Below are 15555 nucleotides of genomic sequence, written 5' to 3'. Positions count from 1 at the left end.
GGCCGCCCGCGCCCACCCTCTGAATCAACGGGCTGCGAGCTGGCGCTGCTGGCGATCGACGATCATGGCAACCTGCTGTTCGGCATCGCGGCGCATCTCGGCAACGCAGCGGTTGGCGATCTGTTGCTCGATCAGGCGCGTCCCATTGAACTGGCACGCGCGATAGGCCGCCCGGCGAACGCGCGCGTCGAACTGCGCGCGGTGGTCGGCGTCGGCAAGGTTCAGGCCGCTGCGCGAAACGCGAACGGTGACGACGTCGCGGTCCTGCGCTTGAACAACGACCGGGCACAGCGAAGCGACCGCCGCGAGGGCGGCGGGGATGACGAACTTCATGGGAAATCTCCTGCGCGAAAGCGATCGACCATCGATCGTCCAGCGAGCCCGCAGGCGCCTCGTGAAATTGCGGGCACCCGTCGGACGAGCGCTCCAATAGGCGTCGATCGTTACGGGAACGCGACGACGGCGTGACGCGTCGGCGACGGCATTGCGACGGTTTCGCTAACGCGGCTTCAATGCCATAGGCCGCGAATGTCCGACCGACCCCTTGCCTATCATCACACCCCCGGCCGCGGGCCGACCCTGGTGTTCCTGCCCGGCTATGCCAGCGACATGACCGGCACGAAAGCGCTGGCGCTTGAGGCCTGGGCCAAGACCCATGGCCGCGCCTGTCTGCGGTTCGACTATTCGGGCTGCGGCGCGAGTCCCGGCCGGTTCGAGGACGGGACGCTGGAGATGTGGCGCGACGACGCGCTGGCGGTGATCGATCACCTGATCGAAGGGCCGGTCACGCTGGTCGGGTCGTCGATGGGCGGATGGATCATGCTGCTCGTCGCCCTCGCCCGGCCCGAACGGGTGGCGAACATGGTCGGCATCGCCGCCGCCCCCGATTTCACCAGCTGGGGATTTACCGAGGACGAGAAATCGACGCTCGCCCGCGCCGGGCGCCTCGAACAACCCTCCCCCTATTCCGATCAGCCGACGGTCTTCACACGCGCGTTCTGGGAATCGGGCGAGAGCCTCCGCGTGATCTGGCCGAGCATCGCGATCGACTGCCCCGTCCGCCTGATCCACGGCCAGAAGGACGAAGATGTGCCCTGGGAGCTGAGCGTCCAGCTCGCACGCGCCATCCGTTCAGCCGATGTGCAGACGGTGCTGGTCAAGGACGGCGACCACCGGCTGTCGCGCGATGCCGATATCGGCACGCTCCTCAGCACCATCGAGATGCTGACGTCATGATCCTGCTTGCCCTCGCCCTCCAGACCGCAGTGACTCCGGCGATCACCGATTCAGCCGATGCACGGATGCAGCGCTGCGTGGACTTGGCGATCGGTGATGCGGCGGCGGCGCAAACGGAGGCCTCGCGCTGGGTGCTGGCGGGCGGCGGTTTCCGTGCGCAGCAATGTCTCGGGCGAGCGCACACCGGCCTGAAGCGCTACGACGCGGCGGCGACGGCGTTCGCGGAATCGGCGCGCGGCGCGGCAGATGCCAAGGATGCGCGGGCGGCAAGTTTCTGGGCGCAGGCCGGCAATGCCTGGCTGGCGGCCGGCGACGCGGCGAAAGCCAAGGCGGCACTTGATTCGGCACTTACCGGGAACAGTCTGAGCGGGCTCGCGCTGGGCGAAGCGCACCTAGACCGCGCCCGCGCACTGGTCGCAGCAGGCGATACCGCCGCAGCGCGCAAGGATATCGACGCCGCGCTGGTCGATGCCGGCGACGATCCGCTGGCATGGCTGCTTTCCGCAACGCTGGCACGGCGAATGGGCGACCTGCCCCGCGCCCGTACCGATATTGCCAAGGCGCTGGAGCGCGCCGACGACGACGCATCGGTCCAGCTGGAGGCGGGCAACATCGCCGCGCTGTCGGGCGACGAGGCCGGCGCACGGGCCGGCTGGACGCGTGCGGCCGCGATCGGCCAGGGCGCCGTCGCCGCATCGGCAAAGGCCGCGCTCGCGCAGTTCGAGGCTGGCAAATAGTGCCCCCATCCCTATCTTCGGCGGCCTGACCTATTCCCAACCAAGGGGCCGCACATGCACTATCTCCACACCATGATCCGGGTGACCGATCCGGACGCGACCATCAAATTCTTCGAGGTACTTGGCCTGAAGGAGGTCCGCCGGATGGAGAATGAGAAAGGTCGCTTCACCCTGATATTCCTTGCCGCCGACGAAGACATGAACGCGCCTGGCGAGCGCGCCAAGGCGGAGGTCGAGCTGACCTACAATTGGCCGGCGGAAGATGGCTCCGCACCTGAAACCTACACCGGCGGGCGCAACTTCGGACACCTCGCCTACCGCGTCGACAATATCTACGACACCTGCCAGCGGCTGATCGACGCCGGCTACACGATCAACCGCCCGCCGCGCGACGGCCACATGGCGTTCGTCCGCACCCCCGACAACATCTCGATCGAGCTGCTGCAGAAGGGGGAGCTGGAGCCGGCCGAACCCTGGACGTCGATGCCCAACGTCGGCGAGTGGTAAGATGCTGGAGGTCGTCCGGATCGCCGCGCTGAGCGACAATTACGTCTGGCTGATCCACGATGCCGCCGCCGACCGAACGGTGGTGGTCGATCCTGGTGAGGCGGGACCCGTCCTCGCCGCGCTCGACGCGCGCGGATGGCAGGCGGATGCGATCTGGACGACCCACTGGCACCCCGACCACACCGGCGGCAATGCCGAGCTGAAGGCACGCTTCGGCTGCGCGGTGACGGGTCCCGAGGCCGAACGCGCGAAGATCGCGACGCTCGACCACGGCATCGGCGAAGGGGACACCGTGCGGATCGGCGATCATGTCGCGACCGTATTGGAGACACCCGGCCACACCGCGGGACACATCGTGTTCCATTTCGCCGACGATGGTCTTTTGTTCAGCGGCGATACGCTGTTCGCGATGGGCTGCGGTCGCCTGTTCGAGGGGACGGCGGCACAGATGTTTGCCAACATGGCGCGCTTCGCCGCGATGCCGGACGAGACGATCGTCTATGGCGCTCATGAATATACGCTGTCGAACGGCCGCTTCGCGCTGACCGTCGAGCCCGACAATACGGCGCTTCGGGCGCGGATGGTCGAGGTGGAACGGCTGCGCGATGCCGGCGACGCGACGCTGCCGACGACGATCGGGCTGGAACGCGCGACCAATCCGTTCCTGCGGGCGCAAAGCCTTGAGGAATTTACCGAAAGGCGCGCCGGCAAGGATGCATTTCGCGGCTGACGCGTTATCCTTTGTCAGACGGAGGTCCCGACGATGCGCATGATCCTTCCCCTCACGCTGCTGGCCCTGACCGCCGGCTGCGCCGCCACCCCGCAGGAGACCGCCCGAGAGGCAGCCCGCGACGCGCGAGACGCCGCGCGGCTGAACCGCGATCTCGCCGGTTGGACGCCCGGCCAGCCGCAAAGCTGCATCCAGCCGAGAAACGCCAATGTGAAGATCTATGGTGACACGTTGGTCTATGACGACGGCGCCCGGCGCTATCGGACGGATACGAACGGCGGTTGCTTCGGGCTGCGGCGCGACGACATCATCGTGACGCAGAGCTTCGGCAGCCAGCTGTGTCGCGGCGACCTGGTCCGCACGGTCGATCGCACCGCGGGCTTCCCGTCGGGGGCGTGCTCGTTCGGCGACTTTGTCCCCTACACGCGCGTTCGGCGATGAAGGCCGCGCTGCTTGTCCCGCTGCTTGTTCTGGCCGGCTGCGCCGCGCCGGGAGCGACGGGCGGGCAGAGCGACGCCGCCGAACTCGCCGATGCAGTGAAGGGCCGGACGGCGGGCACGCCACAGCGGTGCATCAACGCGTCGAACCTGGAGGCACCGCGGATCATCGGCGAGACGCTCGTCTACCGTCAGGGCGGTCGGCTGTGGACGACCCGCGCAGAGGATGGCTGCCCCTCGCTCGCCGGCGATCCGCTGCTGATCGTCGAGGTCTATGGCAGCAACCTCTGCCGCAACGACCGTTTCCGCACGGTGCCGCGGGGGGCAAGTATTCCGGGGCCGTACTGCCGGTTCGGTGACTTCGTGCCGCACACGCGGGCGAAGTGAGCCCCCCTCTTCCTAATCGTCATCCCCGCGGAGGCGGGGATCAATGGTCGCTGAATTCGGCGAAACTCACGGCCTTCAGCCCGAATTGATCCCCGCCTCCGCGGGGATGACGACGAGAAGAGTTACAACACGTAGCGGCTGAGATCCGTATTTCGCGCGATGCTCGACAGCTGTTTTTCGACGTACGCGGCGTCGATCGTCAGCGTCGATCCACCGCGGTCCTCGGCGTCGAAGCTGACTTCCTCCAGCAGCTTTTCCATCACCGTCTGCAACCGCCGCGCGCCGATGTTCTCGACTTCGGCGTTCACTTCCGCGGCGATCTTGGCGACCGCACGGATGCCGTCGGCGGTGAAGTCGATCGTCACACCTTCGGTGCCGATCAGCGCCTTGTACTGCTCGGGCAGCGACGATTTGGTGTCGCTCAGGATGGACACGAAGTCCTCCTCGGTCAGGCCCTTCAGCTCGACCCGGATCGGCAGACGGCCCTGGAGTTCGGGCAACAGGTCGCTCGGCTTGGCGACGTGGAACGCGCCCGACGCGATGAAGAGGATGTGATCGGTCTTCATCGGCCCGTATTTGGTTGCGACGGTCGTTCCCTCGATCAGCGGCAGCAGGTCGCGCTGAACGCCCTCGCGGCTGACCGAGCCACCGCGGACATCGGACACCGCGATCTTGTCGATCTCATCGAGGAAGACGATGCCGTTCGCCTCCGCATCCGCCAGCGCGACGCGGCTGACGTCGTCCTGGTCGAGGCGCTTGTCGGCTTCTTCCTCGACCAGCTTGGCCCAGGCGGCGTGGACGTTCAGCTTGCGGCGCTTGAGTTGCGGGCCCCCGAAACCCTTCATCAGTTCGCCGATGTTGATCATCTGCGGCGCGCCGCCGGGGATCTCGAACGGGGTCGACGGTGCCGCCTCGAGCTCGATCTCGATCTCGGTGTTGTCGAGATGCCCTTCGTTCAGCCGCTGGCGGAACGCCTCGCGCGTCGCCTGACTGGCGTCCTTGCCGGTCAGCGCGTCGAGCAGGCGCGTCATCGCCGCGGCCTCCGCCTTGTCCTTCACCGACAGGCGGCGACGCTCCTTCTCCAGCCGGATCGCTTCCTCGACCAGGTCGCGGGCGATCTGTTCGACATCGCGACCGACATAGCCGACCTCGGTGAACTTGGTCGCCTCGACCTTCACGAAAGGCGCGTCGGCGAGCTTCGCCAGGCGTCTGCTGATCTCGGTCTTGCCGCAGCCGGTCGGCCCGATCATCAGGATGTTCTTGGGGGATACTTCGTCGCGCAGGTCGGGGCTGAGCTGCTGGCGACGCCAGCGATTGCGCAATGCGACCGCGACCGCGCGCTTGGCGTCGGATTGGCCGATGATGTGCTCGTCGAGCGCGCGGACGATGGTCTTGGGGGTCAGGGCGTCGTTCATTTCAACTCTCAAGCCCCTCCCCTTCAGGGGAAGGGGTTGGGGTGGGGGATGTCTCGCAGAGTGGGACGCCTGCGGCACCGTCCCACCCCACCCCCTCCCCCTGAAGGAGAGGGGCTTGCAGATTAAGTCGCGCTGTCCAGCACCTCGATCGTCGTCCGATCGTTAGTGTAGACACACAGGTCGGCGGCGATCTTCATTGCCTTCTTCGCCAGTGTCTCGGCATCCGGCTCATAATCCGTCAGCGCGCGCGCCGCCGCCAGCGCGAAGTTCCCGCCGGAGCCGATCGCGGCGATCCCTGCCTCGGGCTCCAGCACGTCGCCGTTCCCTGTCACGACCAGCGTCACGTCCTTGTCGGCGACGATCAGCATCGCCTCCAGGTTGCGGAGGTATTTGTCCGTCCGCCAGTCCTTGGCGAGCTCGACCGCGGCGCGCAGCAACTGGCCCTGGTGCCGTTCCAGCTTCGCCTCGAGCCGTTCGAACAGGGTGAAGGCATCCGCCGTCGCGCCCGCGAACCCGGCGATGACCTTGCCGTCACCCAGCGGGCGGACCTTGCGGGCGTTGGGCTTCATGACCGTCTGGCCCTGGCTGACCTGTCCGTCGCCGATGACGACGACTTTGCCCCCCTTGCGCACGGATAGGATCGTGGTGCCGTGCCACACCGGTGTCTTGCTCATGCGGCGGCATTTGGGGGTGACGCGGGGTGGGGACAAGGGGTCACGACGCCCGACGCCACGCCGTCAGACGGGGCCGACTGCGCCGACCCCGCTGCCCGCCGTGACGAGCCCTGAGCTTGCTTTGGCTAGCTCAGGCCGCCCGCGCTTTCCCCCATTCTCTCGCCACCGTGTACCCGAGATACCCCGTCCCGAAGAGCGCATAGAGCGGCTCGGGAATCCCGTTCAGATACGCATTCATGCCCCTTGCGATCGCCTCCGCCATTTCCGGCCGCACGGCCGAGATCAGCCCCATCGGGATCGCCCATAACAACAGCGCGTACATCACGTAGAGAAAGCTCGGCCGCGCACGGCTGGTCCAGGGGTCGATAGATTGCGCCTCGGCGACGATCGCCGCCATCTGCGCCTTGGCCCGTTCCATGTCCTGCGTGCCCTGCAGGCGCAGCAGTTCCAGCTTGGCGGCGTCGCGCGCCTTGGGGTCGGGGATGATCTTGTCGAGCAGCCCTGCGATGGGGCCGATGATTCCGTCGATAATGCCCATGTTTCCGCTCCTGTCGAAGTTCATGAAGTTCACACCAAAACGCTATTGCGTTTCACCGATCCGGTTCGCGAGCCAGCCGTAAAGGAACGCCTCGTTCGCCGGCCGCCGCTCGGCCAGATGCAAATAGCGCTCGCCCTGCAGCGCCTCGACCGCCTTCAGCAGGACAGGCTCGCCCGCCCCCTCCCGAACCCGCAGGAAGCCGTCGAGCGCGCCGAGCGTACGGGGACCGATGCGGCCGTCGGTGGTGATGTCGGGATAGTCGCGCGCACCGCGGTTCAGCGCATTGAGCGCACGCTGGAGAAAGCCGGTCGCGACTGCCGGCCCCATGTTGACGCCGGTATCGAACATCTCGGCCGCCAGCGTCGGCGCGCGTTCGGCGACACGGTCGAAGCCTGGGCGCTGCCAGTATATTCGGCGATAGATCGTCACCGCTGTCGTGCGCGGCAGGTGGCGCATGTCGCCATCATAGCTATGCGTGCGCGCGGTAGCCTGAGTGATACCCCAGCGGGTCGGCCCGCCACGGTCGGCGGGGTGGTCGCTATACCCGCCCTCACGGTCGATGACCGCGTCGATCAACTGGTCGATGTCCATATTGCCCTCCTGTTGCAGAGGGCGGACCATCTAACCGTAAAATTCCAACTTTGACAGAAGCAAATAACCGATATGGTTATACGGAGAACGGGCCGCCGCGTCTGAACGACGCGACGACCCCAAATCCCTTAGCGGCAGCGCACGTTGCGGCGATCGATCGCCTCGCCACCCGCGGCACCCGCAGCGCCGCCGATCAGTGCGCCGAGCAGACCGCTGCCACCCGGTGCGATCGCAGCGCCCAGCGTACCGCCGACCAGGCCGCCAACGACCAAGCCCGTCGTACCGTCACCGCGGCGGCAGTAATAGCGGCCATCGTTGCCCACATAAACGCGGTCGTTCGCGTTCAGTCGGCGTTCGCGATACCGTCGGTTATCGACATAATATCGGTCGGCATAATAGCCGTTGTAGGCCGGATCGGGCCGGTCATAGTCGTAGCTGGCATAGCCGCGATAGCGTGGGTCGAGGCCATAGTCGCTGCCATATTGCGAACAGCCGCCCAGCGCGGCGCCGGCCGCGACAATTCCGAGAACCAAGGTACGCATCGGGATACTCTCCTCCTGTTTCCCCCGCGCCCGGCAATGGAATGATCGACCGAGGTTAAAGTTGCGCCCGCGCACCAATGCGCGGACTTTCCGCCACTTGGCGCGCATGTTTAGAATTGTGACGGGCCATCGCGTGGGGTGCGGGCATGACCGGTTTCGATTTCGTGTTTGCGCTGTTTTCGCTGGTGCTGGGCCTCGCGGTGGCCGAAGTGCTGGGCGGCTTCGCCAACGTCATGAAGCTGCACGCCGCCGCCCGCGCGGGCAAGGCGCGCGACGTGCGCGTAGGCTGGCTGGTGCCATTGCTGGGCGTGCTCGTCACGACCAACCAGCTGAGCTTCTGGATCTTCGCGTACGGCGTGCGCGAGACGTTGCCCTTCAGCTATATCACGTTGCTGGGCGTGCTGGTCGTCGTCGGCGCTTACTATCTGTTTTCTGCGCTGATCTTTCCCGACGATCCGGCCGACTGGCCCGATTTCGACCTGTGGTACGACCAGAACAACCGGTTCATCCTGGGCGGCCTGTTCGCGATCAATCTGGTCATGCACATCGTCAGCGCGCGCTATCGCCCGCCGCCGACAGCGGCGCAATTGGCGCAACGCGCGGCGATGGGAGACGTCGTCTGGCTGCTGGTCGCCGGCGCTTTCATCGAGTTGCTGGTGCTGGTCGTGCTGGTCTTCGTAAAGGGGCGACGGCTGAACGCGGCCCTACTGGCAACCGCCACCTTCTTGACCGTCGCGATGGCAGGCATCGCGGCGGCCTATGGCGGGTTTACCTGACGAGCATCAACTTCGCGCTCTGGCCGGCGAGTCCAACGACGACGGCGCGATAATCGCCCGGCGTCAGATCGAACCGCACGATTTTCGAATGCCCGAACGGTCGGGCCCGTGGCCATGGTTCGCGACCGTCAGTGCGATCTGGTCGCCGACCCGGTACAGGTCGATTCACCCCTTCTGATCGAGCGCGATGCCATAGCTGTCCGGCGAGCAGCAGAGTCGCGAGGATCATGCCGGCGTTGTACCCGCAGCGTTCGTCGGGACATACAGCATCACGTCGCGGGTCGCGCCGGGCAGCCGCAGCGTCCGATCGGGGACCATGCCGACGCGATTGAGAATCGCGCGCGACGGGCCGTTTTCGGCATTCACGATCGCGACGACGGGCGCGATCCCACGCACCGCCGCCCAGTCGAGCACGGCGCGCACCGCCTCCGTCGCATAGCCCGCCCCGCGCGCCGCCGGCAGGAAGGCATAGCCGACATCGACGTGATCGAGCCCGTCGCGGCGGACCAGCCCCGCCATGCCGAGCTTCGCGCCCTCCGCCTTGCCCTCGACCAGCCACATGCCGAAGCCGTGCTGGGCGTAGCTGGCGCGGAACTTCTCCTCGACCGCGCGCTCGGCGTCCTCCAGCGTCTTGACCCCACGGTCGCCGATCATCGCGAGGAAATCGGGGTCGGTCAGCAGCTGGTGAATGAACGGCGCGTCCGTGGCGACGATCTCGCGCAGGGTCAGACGGTCGGTTTCAGTGATCATGGCGGCGATCCTAGACCGTCCGTGCCGAACTTGTCGAAGCCCGCCACCCGTCCCCTGCAAGGGGAGGATTTGTGGTGGCGTTTGCCTCTTCCCCGAGTTGCCCCGAATCCCGATATGAGGTCCATGTCCTCCCGCGCCCGCGTGATCGTGATGAATTCGGCTCTCGGGCCGCTCGACTATCGTGTGCCGCAGGGCATGCATGTCGAACCCGGTTCGATCGTCGTCGCGCCGCTGGGGCCACGGCAGTTGCTGGGCGTGGCATGGGAAAGCGACCGGCTAAAGTCCGAGCATGTCGGTGACAATCGCCTCCGCAACCTGCTGGGAGTCGCCGACGTGCCGCCGCTGCCGGGCCCGCTGCGGCGCCTCGTCGAATGGACGGCGGACTATTATCTGAGCCCGCTCGCCGCCGTCCTCAGGATGACGATGCCGTCGTCCTCCGCGCTCGAAGGCACGAAGCTGATCGTCGAATATCGCGCGACCGGCCATGTTCCCGAACGCCTGACCCCGCAGCGCGCCCAGGCGCTGGAGCGGATCGGCGACCGCCAGGGGCTGGTTCGTGAACTGGCGACGATCGCCGACGTCAGCGACGGCGTGATCCGCGGCCTGATCAAGGCCGGCGCGATCGAGGGGGTGGAGGTCGATCTCGACTCCCCCTTCCCCGAACCCGATCCCGACCACGGCGCGCCGGTACTGTCGACCGACCAGGCCTATGCTGCGGGCATTCTGCAAGGCGCCGTCGCGGCAGAGGCATTCGAGCCGTTCCTGCTCGACGGCGTCACCGGATCGGGCAAGACCGAAGTCTATCTCGAAGCCGTCGCCGAGGCGATCCGGCGCGGACAACAGTCGCTGATTTTGCTGCCTGAGATCGCGCTGACCGAGCCGTTTCTGAAGCGTTTCCATGCGCGGTTCGGCGTCGAGCCGGTCGCCTGGCACTCCGGCCTGCGGTCGTCACAGCGGCGGCGCGCATGGCGGATGATCGCGACCGGACAGGCAAAGGTCACGGTCGGCGCACGGTCGGCGCTGTTCCTGCCCTATGCCAATCTGGGAGTCATCATCGTCGACGAGGCGCACGAGACGAGCTTCAAGCAGGAAGACGGCGTCCATTATCATGCGCGCGACGTGGCGGTGATGCGCGGGCGGTTCGAGGGGTGTCCGGTGGTGCTCGCCAGTGCGACGCCCGCGATCGAGACGCGCGCGCAGGTCGAGGCCGGGCGCTACCGCGAGCTCAAGCTGCCCGGCCGCTATGGTGCGGCGCAGATGCCGAAGATCGAGCCGATCGACCTGCTCGCCGAACCTCCGCCGCGCGGGCGGTGGATCGCGCCGCGGCTGGTGACCGCGATCGACGCGACGCTGGCGCGCGGCGAACAGGCGCTGCTGTTCCTGAACCGACGCGGCTACGCCCCGCTGACTCTGTGCCGGACGTGCGGGCATCGCTTCCAATGCCCCAATTGCACCGCATGGATGGTCGAGCATCGGCTGATCCACCGGCTGTCGTGCCACCACTGTGGCCACGCCTATCCGACGCCCAAGGCATGTCCCGAATGCAAGGACGAGGATTCGCTGGTCGCTTGCGGCCCGGGCGTCGAGCGCATCGCCGACGAGGTGAAGGAACTCTATCCCGAGGCGAAGGTCGCCATCGTGACCAGCGACACGATCTGGTCGCCGGCCAAGGCGGCGGAGTTCGTCGGGCGGATGGAGGCCGGCGATATCGACATCGTCGTCGGTACCCAGCTGGTGACGAAAGGCTATCATTTCCCGAACCTGACGCTGGTCGGGGTGATCGACGCCGACCTGGGGCTGGAGGGCGGCGACCTGCGCGCGGCGGAGCGGACCTTTCAGCAGATCATGCAGGTCGCCGGGCGGGCCGGGCGCGGGGCGAAGCCTGGCACGGTGTTGATCCAGACCCATGCGCCGGGCGCGCGGGTGATCGAGGCGCTGGTCAGCGGCGACGCCGAATCCTTCTACGCTGCAGAGACCGAAAACCGCCGCGATGCCGAAGCCCCGCCCTTCGGCCGCTTCGCCGCGATCGTCGTGTCGAGCGAGGATAAGGGCGAGGCAGAGGCGACCGCACGGACGATCGGCCGCACCGCGCCGCAGGTGGAGGGCATGCATGTCTTCGGCCCCGCCCCCGCCCCCCTCGCCATGCTGCGCGGGCGGCACCGCTTCCGCTTGCTGGTGCACGCCACGCGCAGCCTGGACGTGCAGGACATCATCCGCGACTGGCTCGGCGCGTTGGACTGGGGAGCGAAGGTGCGGGTCGCGGTGGACGTCGACCCCTATAATTTCCTCTAGAGCGTGATGACATGGTTTTGACCCGTCGTGATTGCCCTGAGCCGTCCGACGGCGAGGAGCGACGCGCAGCGTGGGCCGATGGCCCGTGCAAGCGTTACGACGACGTCCGGCGGACGGCTCGGGGCCACCGCCCTACGGCGGGCCGATGTCGCTCCGCAGTGTCGTCGCTGGTCGGTCACGGGGGCTGCACCCCGCTCCTATCCCCGAACCAAAATCGGTTCCGTCACGACGGGTCAAAGCCGTCTCATCACGCTCTAGGCGGCGATCGCCTGGTCGTCGCTCAGGAACGAGACGAACTGGTCGGTCGACGTCCGAAGCTTGCGGGAAATCGCACTGAGTTCGGAGGCATTGTCGCGCAGGCTCGAACATAGCGCCGCGGCAACGCCGGTCGCTTCGGCGACGGCGCCCATCTGGCGGTCGATGTCCGCGGCGGACCGGCTCGCGCGATCGGCGGAGGCGTGGACGTCGATCGCCGTCGATCGGTGATCCTCGACGGCGGTCGCAATTCCGCTCGCGGCGTCGGCGACCTTGCCGATGGCGCCGTTCACGCTGCGCAGCGTCGCGGCCGATTCGGCGACTCCGCTCCGGATGCCGGCAAGCAGTTCGCTGATCAGATCGCTGATCCGCTTCGTGTCGCCGGCAAGCGATTTGACTTCGCCCGCGACGACGGTGAAGCCGCGCCCCGCTTCGCCCGCCCGCGCCGCCTCGATCGTTGCGTTGAGCGCCAGCAGATTGGTCTTGCCCGCGATCTCGCGAATGGCGTCGAGCAGGCTTTCGATCTGGCCGGCCTGCTCTTCCAGATTCGCGATCGTGCGTACGCTATGGTCCGCTTCGCCGGTCGCCGCCGTCGTCAGGGCCGACTGGTCCGACGCGGCGAGCGCGATGATCCGGATCGATTCGGACAGGTCGCGCAGCGCGCAGTTTACCACGGCGATGTCGCCCGCTGCCCGGGCCGCGCCTGCTGTCACCTTGCCGACCGCGGCATCGGTGTCGCGCGTACTGTCGCCCAGCTGTTCGGCGGACGTTTCCAGCCGCTGGGTCGCGATCCCGATCGCCTTCACGACCGATGTCACGGACCGGTCGAATTCGTTCGCCAGCACCAGCAACTCCGCCCGCCGCTCGGTCTCCACGCGGGCCGCGGCCGCTGCCCGGTCGGCGCGGGCGCGGGCGGCACCCTGTTCGGCGGCTTCGGCCTTTTCGAGCGCCTGTTCGGCGCGCTGCCGTTCGTCGCGCGCCTTGGCGGTCAGACGCCTGGCGCGGGCGATCGCATCATCCTGCGCGGTGATCAGCCGTTCGAGCCGGATCGTAACCATCGCGAGGACGCCGAATTGCAGCAGCACGGCGACGGCATGGAAGATGACACGCCCGAGATCGCCGGTCCCCGAGAAGACCCATTCGGGCGCGACATATTCGAGCACCAGATGATGGAGCGCGGTCAATACGGTCGCGAGCGCAATCGGGCGCCAGTCGCCGAGCACGACCAGTGCCGCCATCGCGACGAAGAAATACATGTGCGCGTCCATCTGCCAGGGATGCCCCTGGAGCTGGAATACGCCGAGCGCGGGCAGGAACGCGGCCAGCGCGCCCATCACCAGCCGCGCCTCCGCGTCATGGCGGCGCCGCAGCGCCATCATCGTGGGCACCACGTTGATGGCAACGCCGATGCCGAGCAGCGCGGCGACGGGCGTCGGATCGGGCACGAACAGGTTGACGACCAGCAGCGCGACCAAGGCGACCCAGCCGATCAGCGCCCAGGCCTGCACGCCCTTGACCCGCAGACGATCGAGCGTCGACAGCTTAGTTCCGTCGACGACCGGATCGAGCGCAGGTTTCGCCGTCGGAAAGGTGATGAGGTTCATCATAGCGCGCCGCCCCGCACGACCACGTCGCCGCACAGTGCGCGCGGCGCGGACAGCAGCAGGATTCCGTGACTCAGCGCCGACGCGCGAAGCGCCGACCGGTCGCCGATCACGATCATCGATCCCGGCAGCGGCCCTTGAGCGAGCAGCCCCGCGTTTCCGGTCATCGCCACGTCGATCACCCCCGCGATCTGGCCCGATAGCGGGACCATCAGCATCGCTCCGCGCTTCGGCGGCGACAGCGCGACGACGATCAGGACAGCCGTGACAACCAGAAGTTGGCACAAGGCCGCGCACGGGAGGGGGAAGCGGATCATGCGCGGTCGGAAATAGCGAAGCACCCATTAAGGATGACTTTCGAATTTTACGTAGAATGCGAATCCGCGTGTACGCTAACGCGCCCATTCCCCTCCGCCATAGCTTGGGTTAGGCGTCGGCGATGCGCCTGATCCTCGCCCTCCTGGCCCTGGTCTTCGTCACCCAGCCGGCGCGTGCCGACGATATTTCCGCCGCCGGTCGCGGTGTCGTTCGGATCGTCACCATCGCGGTGGCGGATCACGAAGTCGTCGGATTCGGCCACGGTTCGGGTCTGGCGGTGTCGCCCACCCGGATCCTGACCAATGCGCATGTCGTCGAACTGGCGGCACGCTATCCCGGCAACGTCGTGATCGGCGTGGTCCCGTCGCAGGGCGACAAGTCGGTGCAGGGGAAGCTGATCTCGGTCGATCCCGAACGGGACCTGGCGCTGATCGAGGTGTCGGGCGTGCGCCTGTCGCCGCTCGCTTTCTATTCCGGCCCGGCGAACGAGGGCGAGGCGCTGTACGCCCTCGGCTATCCCGGCAACGTCGACCTGGCGACCGCCCGCTCGTCGGCCGACTTCATCACCCCGACCTCGCCGGTACGCAGCCAGGGCGTCTTCTCGGGCAAGCGCAGCCTGATGGGTACGGAGATGCTGCTGCACACCGCCAACATCGCGCGCGGTAATTCGGGCGGGCCGCTGCTCGACCGCTGCGGTCGCGTGCTGGGCGTGAACTCCGCGCTGACCCGCGGGGACGAGGGCGATTCGAGCTTCGCCTTCGCGATTTCCTACGCCGAAGTTGCCGCCTTCCTCCGCGCGGCCAAGCAGACTTTCGCCAGCGTCGCGACTCCGTGCCAGACGATGGAGGAGCGGCTGGCGGCCGATCGCGCCGCGGACGAGGATGCCCGTTCCGCGAGCGACGCCCAGGCGCGCGATGCCGCGGAAAAAGCACGCGAGGCCCGCGCCGATGCGCTGATGCAGGCACGCGCCGCAAACGCGGTCACGCGGGAAAATTTCATGGCCGCTGCCGCGGTCGCGCTCGTGTTCGGCGCGCTGGCGCTGGGCGGCGCGGGGCTGCTCGCGTCGCGTGACGACCGGCGGTGGCGCTATGCCGCGGCGGGTGGCAGCGTGCTGATGCTGGGGGCGGTCGCGCTGTTCGCCGCGCGCCCGAGTTTCGATGCTGGCGCCGTGGCCGAGGGCGGGCGCAGCAACGTGAAGACCAGCGACGCGATCGGGCCGCTCACCTGCACCTTCGTGCCCGAGCGCAGTCGCGTGACGGTCTCCACGCCCGAGCCGACGACGCTTGCCTGGGGCGGCGACGGGTGCATGAACGGCCGGACGCAATATGCCGAGGACGGACGCGGCGGGTGGCAGCGGGTACTGGTCCCCGATGGCGAGGCGACGGTGTCGATCCTCGATTACCGCCCCGACACGCGGACCTATACCCAGACCCGCTATTTCCTGGACGATGCGCGCATGACCGAGGCGCGGCGGTTGCGGCAGGGGGTGGCGATCAAGGCGTGCAGCACCGATGCGGCGGCGCGCGCGAACCTGTCCGGCCAGCAATCGGCGATCCGCGCGGCCCTGCCCGCGGTGCCGAACGAGAAACTGGTCTATTCGTGCAAGCCGGCGGAGTAGCGTGAAAAGACGGGATGTTCGGGCGCCTTGCGGGCGCAAGGCGCGAGGACGGATGTCTGCCTGGCCGCGCAGCAGCTTTTCTCGCAAACGGTCGAGGCGTCTTCCGACCGATAACCTTTCGCGGGACATCGTCGCGCCTTTGCGCCTT

The 15555-nt window shown here is 67.5% G+C and carries 18 protein-coding genes; 9 read left to right on the top strand and 9 right to left on the bottom strand.

What is annotated here, in order from left to right; genetic code table 11:
* Positions 1-24: 24 nt before the first annotated feature.
* Complete coding sequence (locus JW805_05360) at positions 25-333, bottom strand: UrcA family protein (GenBank protein ID MBN2971445.1); 309 nt, start codon at positions 331-333, stop codon at positions 25-27.
* A gap of 195 nt (positions 334-528) precedes the next feature.
* On the opposite strand from JW805_05360, the gene JW805_05355 reads away from it, so the two are divergent.
* Genes JW805_05355 through JW805_05330 form a run of 6 tightly spaced genes read left to right on the top strand, consistent with a single transcriptional unit; the run spans position 529 to position 4034 of the window.
* Positions 529-1236, top strand: coding sequence for an alpha/beta hydrolase (locus JW805_05355; GenBank protein ID MBN2971444.1), 708 nt, complete (start codon positions 529-531; stop codon positions 1234-1236).
* Positions 1233-1973 carry a hypothetical protein gene (locus JW805_05350; protein MBN2971443.1) on the top strand — a complete coding sequence of 247 codons (741 nt, stop codon included), beginning with the start codon at positions 1233-1235 and terminating at the stop codon, positions 1971-1973. The genes JW805_05355 and JW805_05350 overlap by 4 nt, the downstream gene beginning before the upstream one ends.
* A gap of 54 nt (positions 1974-2027) precedes the next feature.
* Positions 2028-2480, top strand: a complete 453-nt coding sequence (locus JW805_05345) for a VOC family protein (protein ID MBN2971442.1) — start codon at positions 2028-2030, stop codon at positions 2478-2480.
* A 1-nt stretch (position 2481) separates the two neighbouring features.
* A complete protein-coding gene (gene gloB / locus JW805_05340; protein ID MBN2971441.1) occupies positions 2482-3210 on the top strand; it encodes a hydroxyacylglutathione hydrolase in 729 nt (242 codons plus the stop codon).
* 39 nt (positions 3211-3249) lie between these two features.
* Entirely contained in the window at positions 3250-3651 is a 402-nt protein-coding gene (locus tag JW805_05335) for a hypothetical protein (protein ID MBN2971440.1), read from the top strand.
* On the top strand, positions 3648-4034 hold the full coding sequence (locus JW805_05330; GenBank protein ID MBN2971439.1) for a hypothetical protein: 387 nt from the start codon (positions 3648-3650) through the stop codon (positions 4032-4034). Before JW805_05335 ends, JW805_05330 begins: the two co-directional genes overlap by 4 nt.
* 122 nt (positions 4035-4156) lie before the next feature.
* Here JW805_05330 and hslU read toward each other — a convergent pair whose 3' ends face one another.
* The 5 genes from hslU to JW805_05305 all read right to left on the bottom strand — a co-directional run bounded on the left by hslU (position 4157) and on the right by JW805_05305 (position 7794).
* Positions 4157-5449: an ATP-dependent protease ATPase subunit HslU gene (gene hslU / locus JW805_05325; GenBank protein MBN2971438.1), complete on the bottom strand. Its 1293-nt coding sequence runs from the start codon at positions 5447-5449 to the stop codon at positions 4157-4159.
* A 122-nt stretch (positions 5450-5571) separates the two neighbouring features.
* A complete protein-coding gene (gene hslV, locus JW805_05320) occupies positions 5572-6123 on the bottom strand; it encodes an ATP-dependent protease subunit HslV (protein MBN2971437.1) in 552 nt (183 codons plus the stop codon).
* A gap of 130 nt (positions 6124-6253) precedes the next feature.
* Positions 6254-6661: a holin family protein gene (locus tag JW805_05315; GenBank protein MBN2971436.1), complete on the bottom strand. Its 408-nt coding sequence runs from the start codon at positions 6659-6661 to the stop codon at positions 6254-6256.
* Positions 6662-6703: 42 nt separating this feature from the next.
* Positions 6704-7252: a hypothetical protein gene (locus JW805_05310; protein MBN2971435.1), complete on the bottom strand. Its 549-nt coding sequence runs from the start codon at positions 7250-7252 to the stop codon at positions 6704-6706.
* A gap of 128 nt (positions 7253-7380) precedes the next feature.
* On the bottom strand, positions 7381-7794 hold the full coding sequence (locus tag JW805_05305) for a hypothetical protein (protein MBN2971434.1): 414 nt from the start codon (positions 7792-7794) through the stop codon (positions 7381-7383).
* A gap of 146 nt (positions 7795-7940) precedes the next feature.
* Here JW805_05305 and JW805_05300 point away from each other — a divergent pair, with 146 nt between their 5' ends.
* Positions 7941-8570, top strand: a complete 630-nt coding sequence (locus JW805_05300; GenBank protein ID MBN2971433.1) for a hypothetical protein — start codon at positions 7941-7943, stop codon at positions 8568-8570.
* 225 nt (positions 8571-8795) lie between these two features.
* Here the strand turns inward: JW805_05300 and JW805_05295 are convergent, their stop codons facing one another.
* On the bottom strand, positions 8796-9320 hold the full coding sequence (locus JW805_05295) for a GNAT family N-acetyltransferase (protein ID MBN2971432.1): 525 nt from the start codon (positions 9318-9320) through the stop codon (positions 8796-8798).
* A 123-nt stretch (positions 9321-9443) separates the two neighbouring features.
* On the opposite strand from JW805_05295, the gene JW805_05290 reads away from it, so the two are divergent.
* Positions 9444-11612 (top strand): primosomal protein N', encoded by a 2169-nt coding sequence (locus JW805_05290; protein ID MBN2971431.1) that lies wholly within the window; start codon positions 9444-9446, stop codon positions 11610-11612.
* Between the two features lie 254 nt (positions 11613-11866).
* On the opposite strand, the gene JW805_05285 is transcribed toward JW805_05290, so the two are convergent.
* Together JW805_05285 and JW805_05280 are read right to left on the bottom strand one after the other, a co-directional pair.
* The gene (locus JW805_05285) at positions 11867-13474 is read right to left on the bottom strand and encodes a hypothetical protein (GenBank protein MBN2971430.1); all 1608 of its coding nucleotides are present in this window, start codon (positions 13472-13474) and stop codon (positions 11867-11869) included.
* Positions 13471-13788, bottom strand: a complete 318-nt coding sequence (locus JW805_05280) for a hypothetical protein (GenBank protein ID MBN2971429.1) — start codon at positions 13786-13788, stop codon at positions 13471-13473. The genes JW805_05285 and JW805_05280 overlap by 4 nt, the downstream gene beginning before the upstream one ends.
* Before the next feature lie 122 nt (positions 13789-13910).
* Between JW805_05280 and JW805_05275 the strand changes: the two genes are divergently transcribed.
* A complete protein-coding gene (locus JW805_05275) occupies positions 13911-15407 on the top strand; it encodes a trypsin-like peptidase domain-containing protein (protein MBN2971428.1) in 1497 nt (498 codons plus the stop codon).
* Positions 15408-15555: the final 148 nt, after the last annotated feature.

It is taken from the genome of Roseomonas aeriglobus, assembly GCA_016937575.1.
Classification (GTDB): Bacteria; Pseudomonadota; Alphaproteobacteria; order Sphingomonadales; family Sphingomonadaceae; genus Sphingomonas; species Sphingomonas aerigloba.
This window is presented reverse-complemented; position numbering and strand designations above follow the sequence as displayed.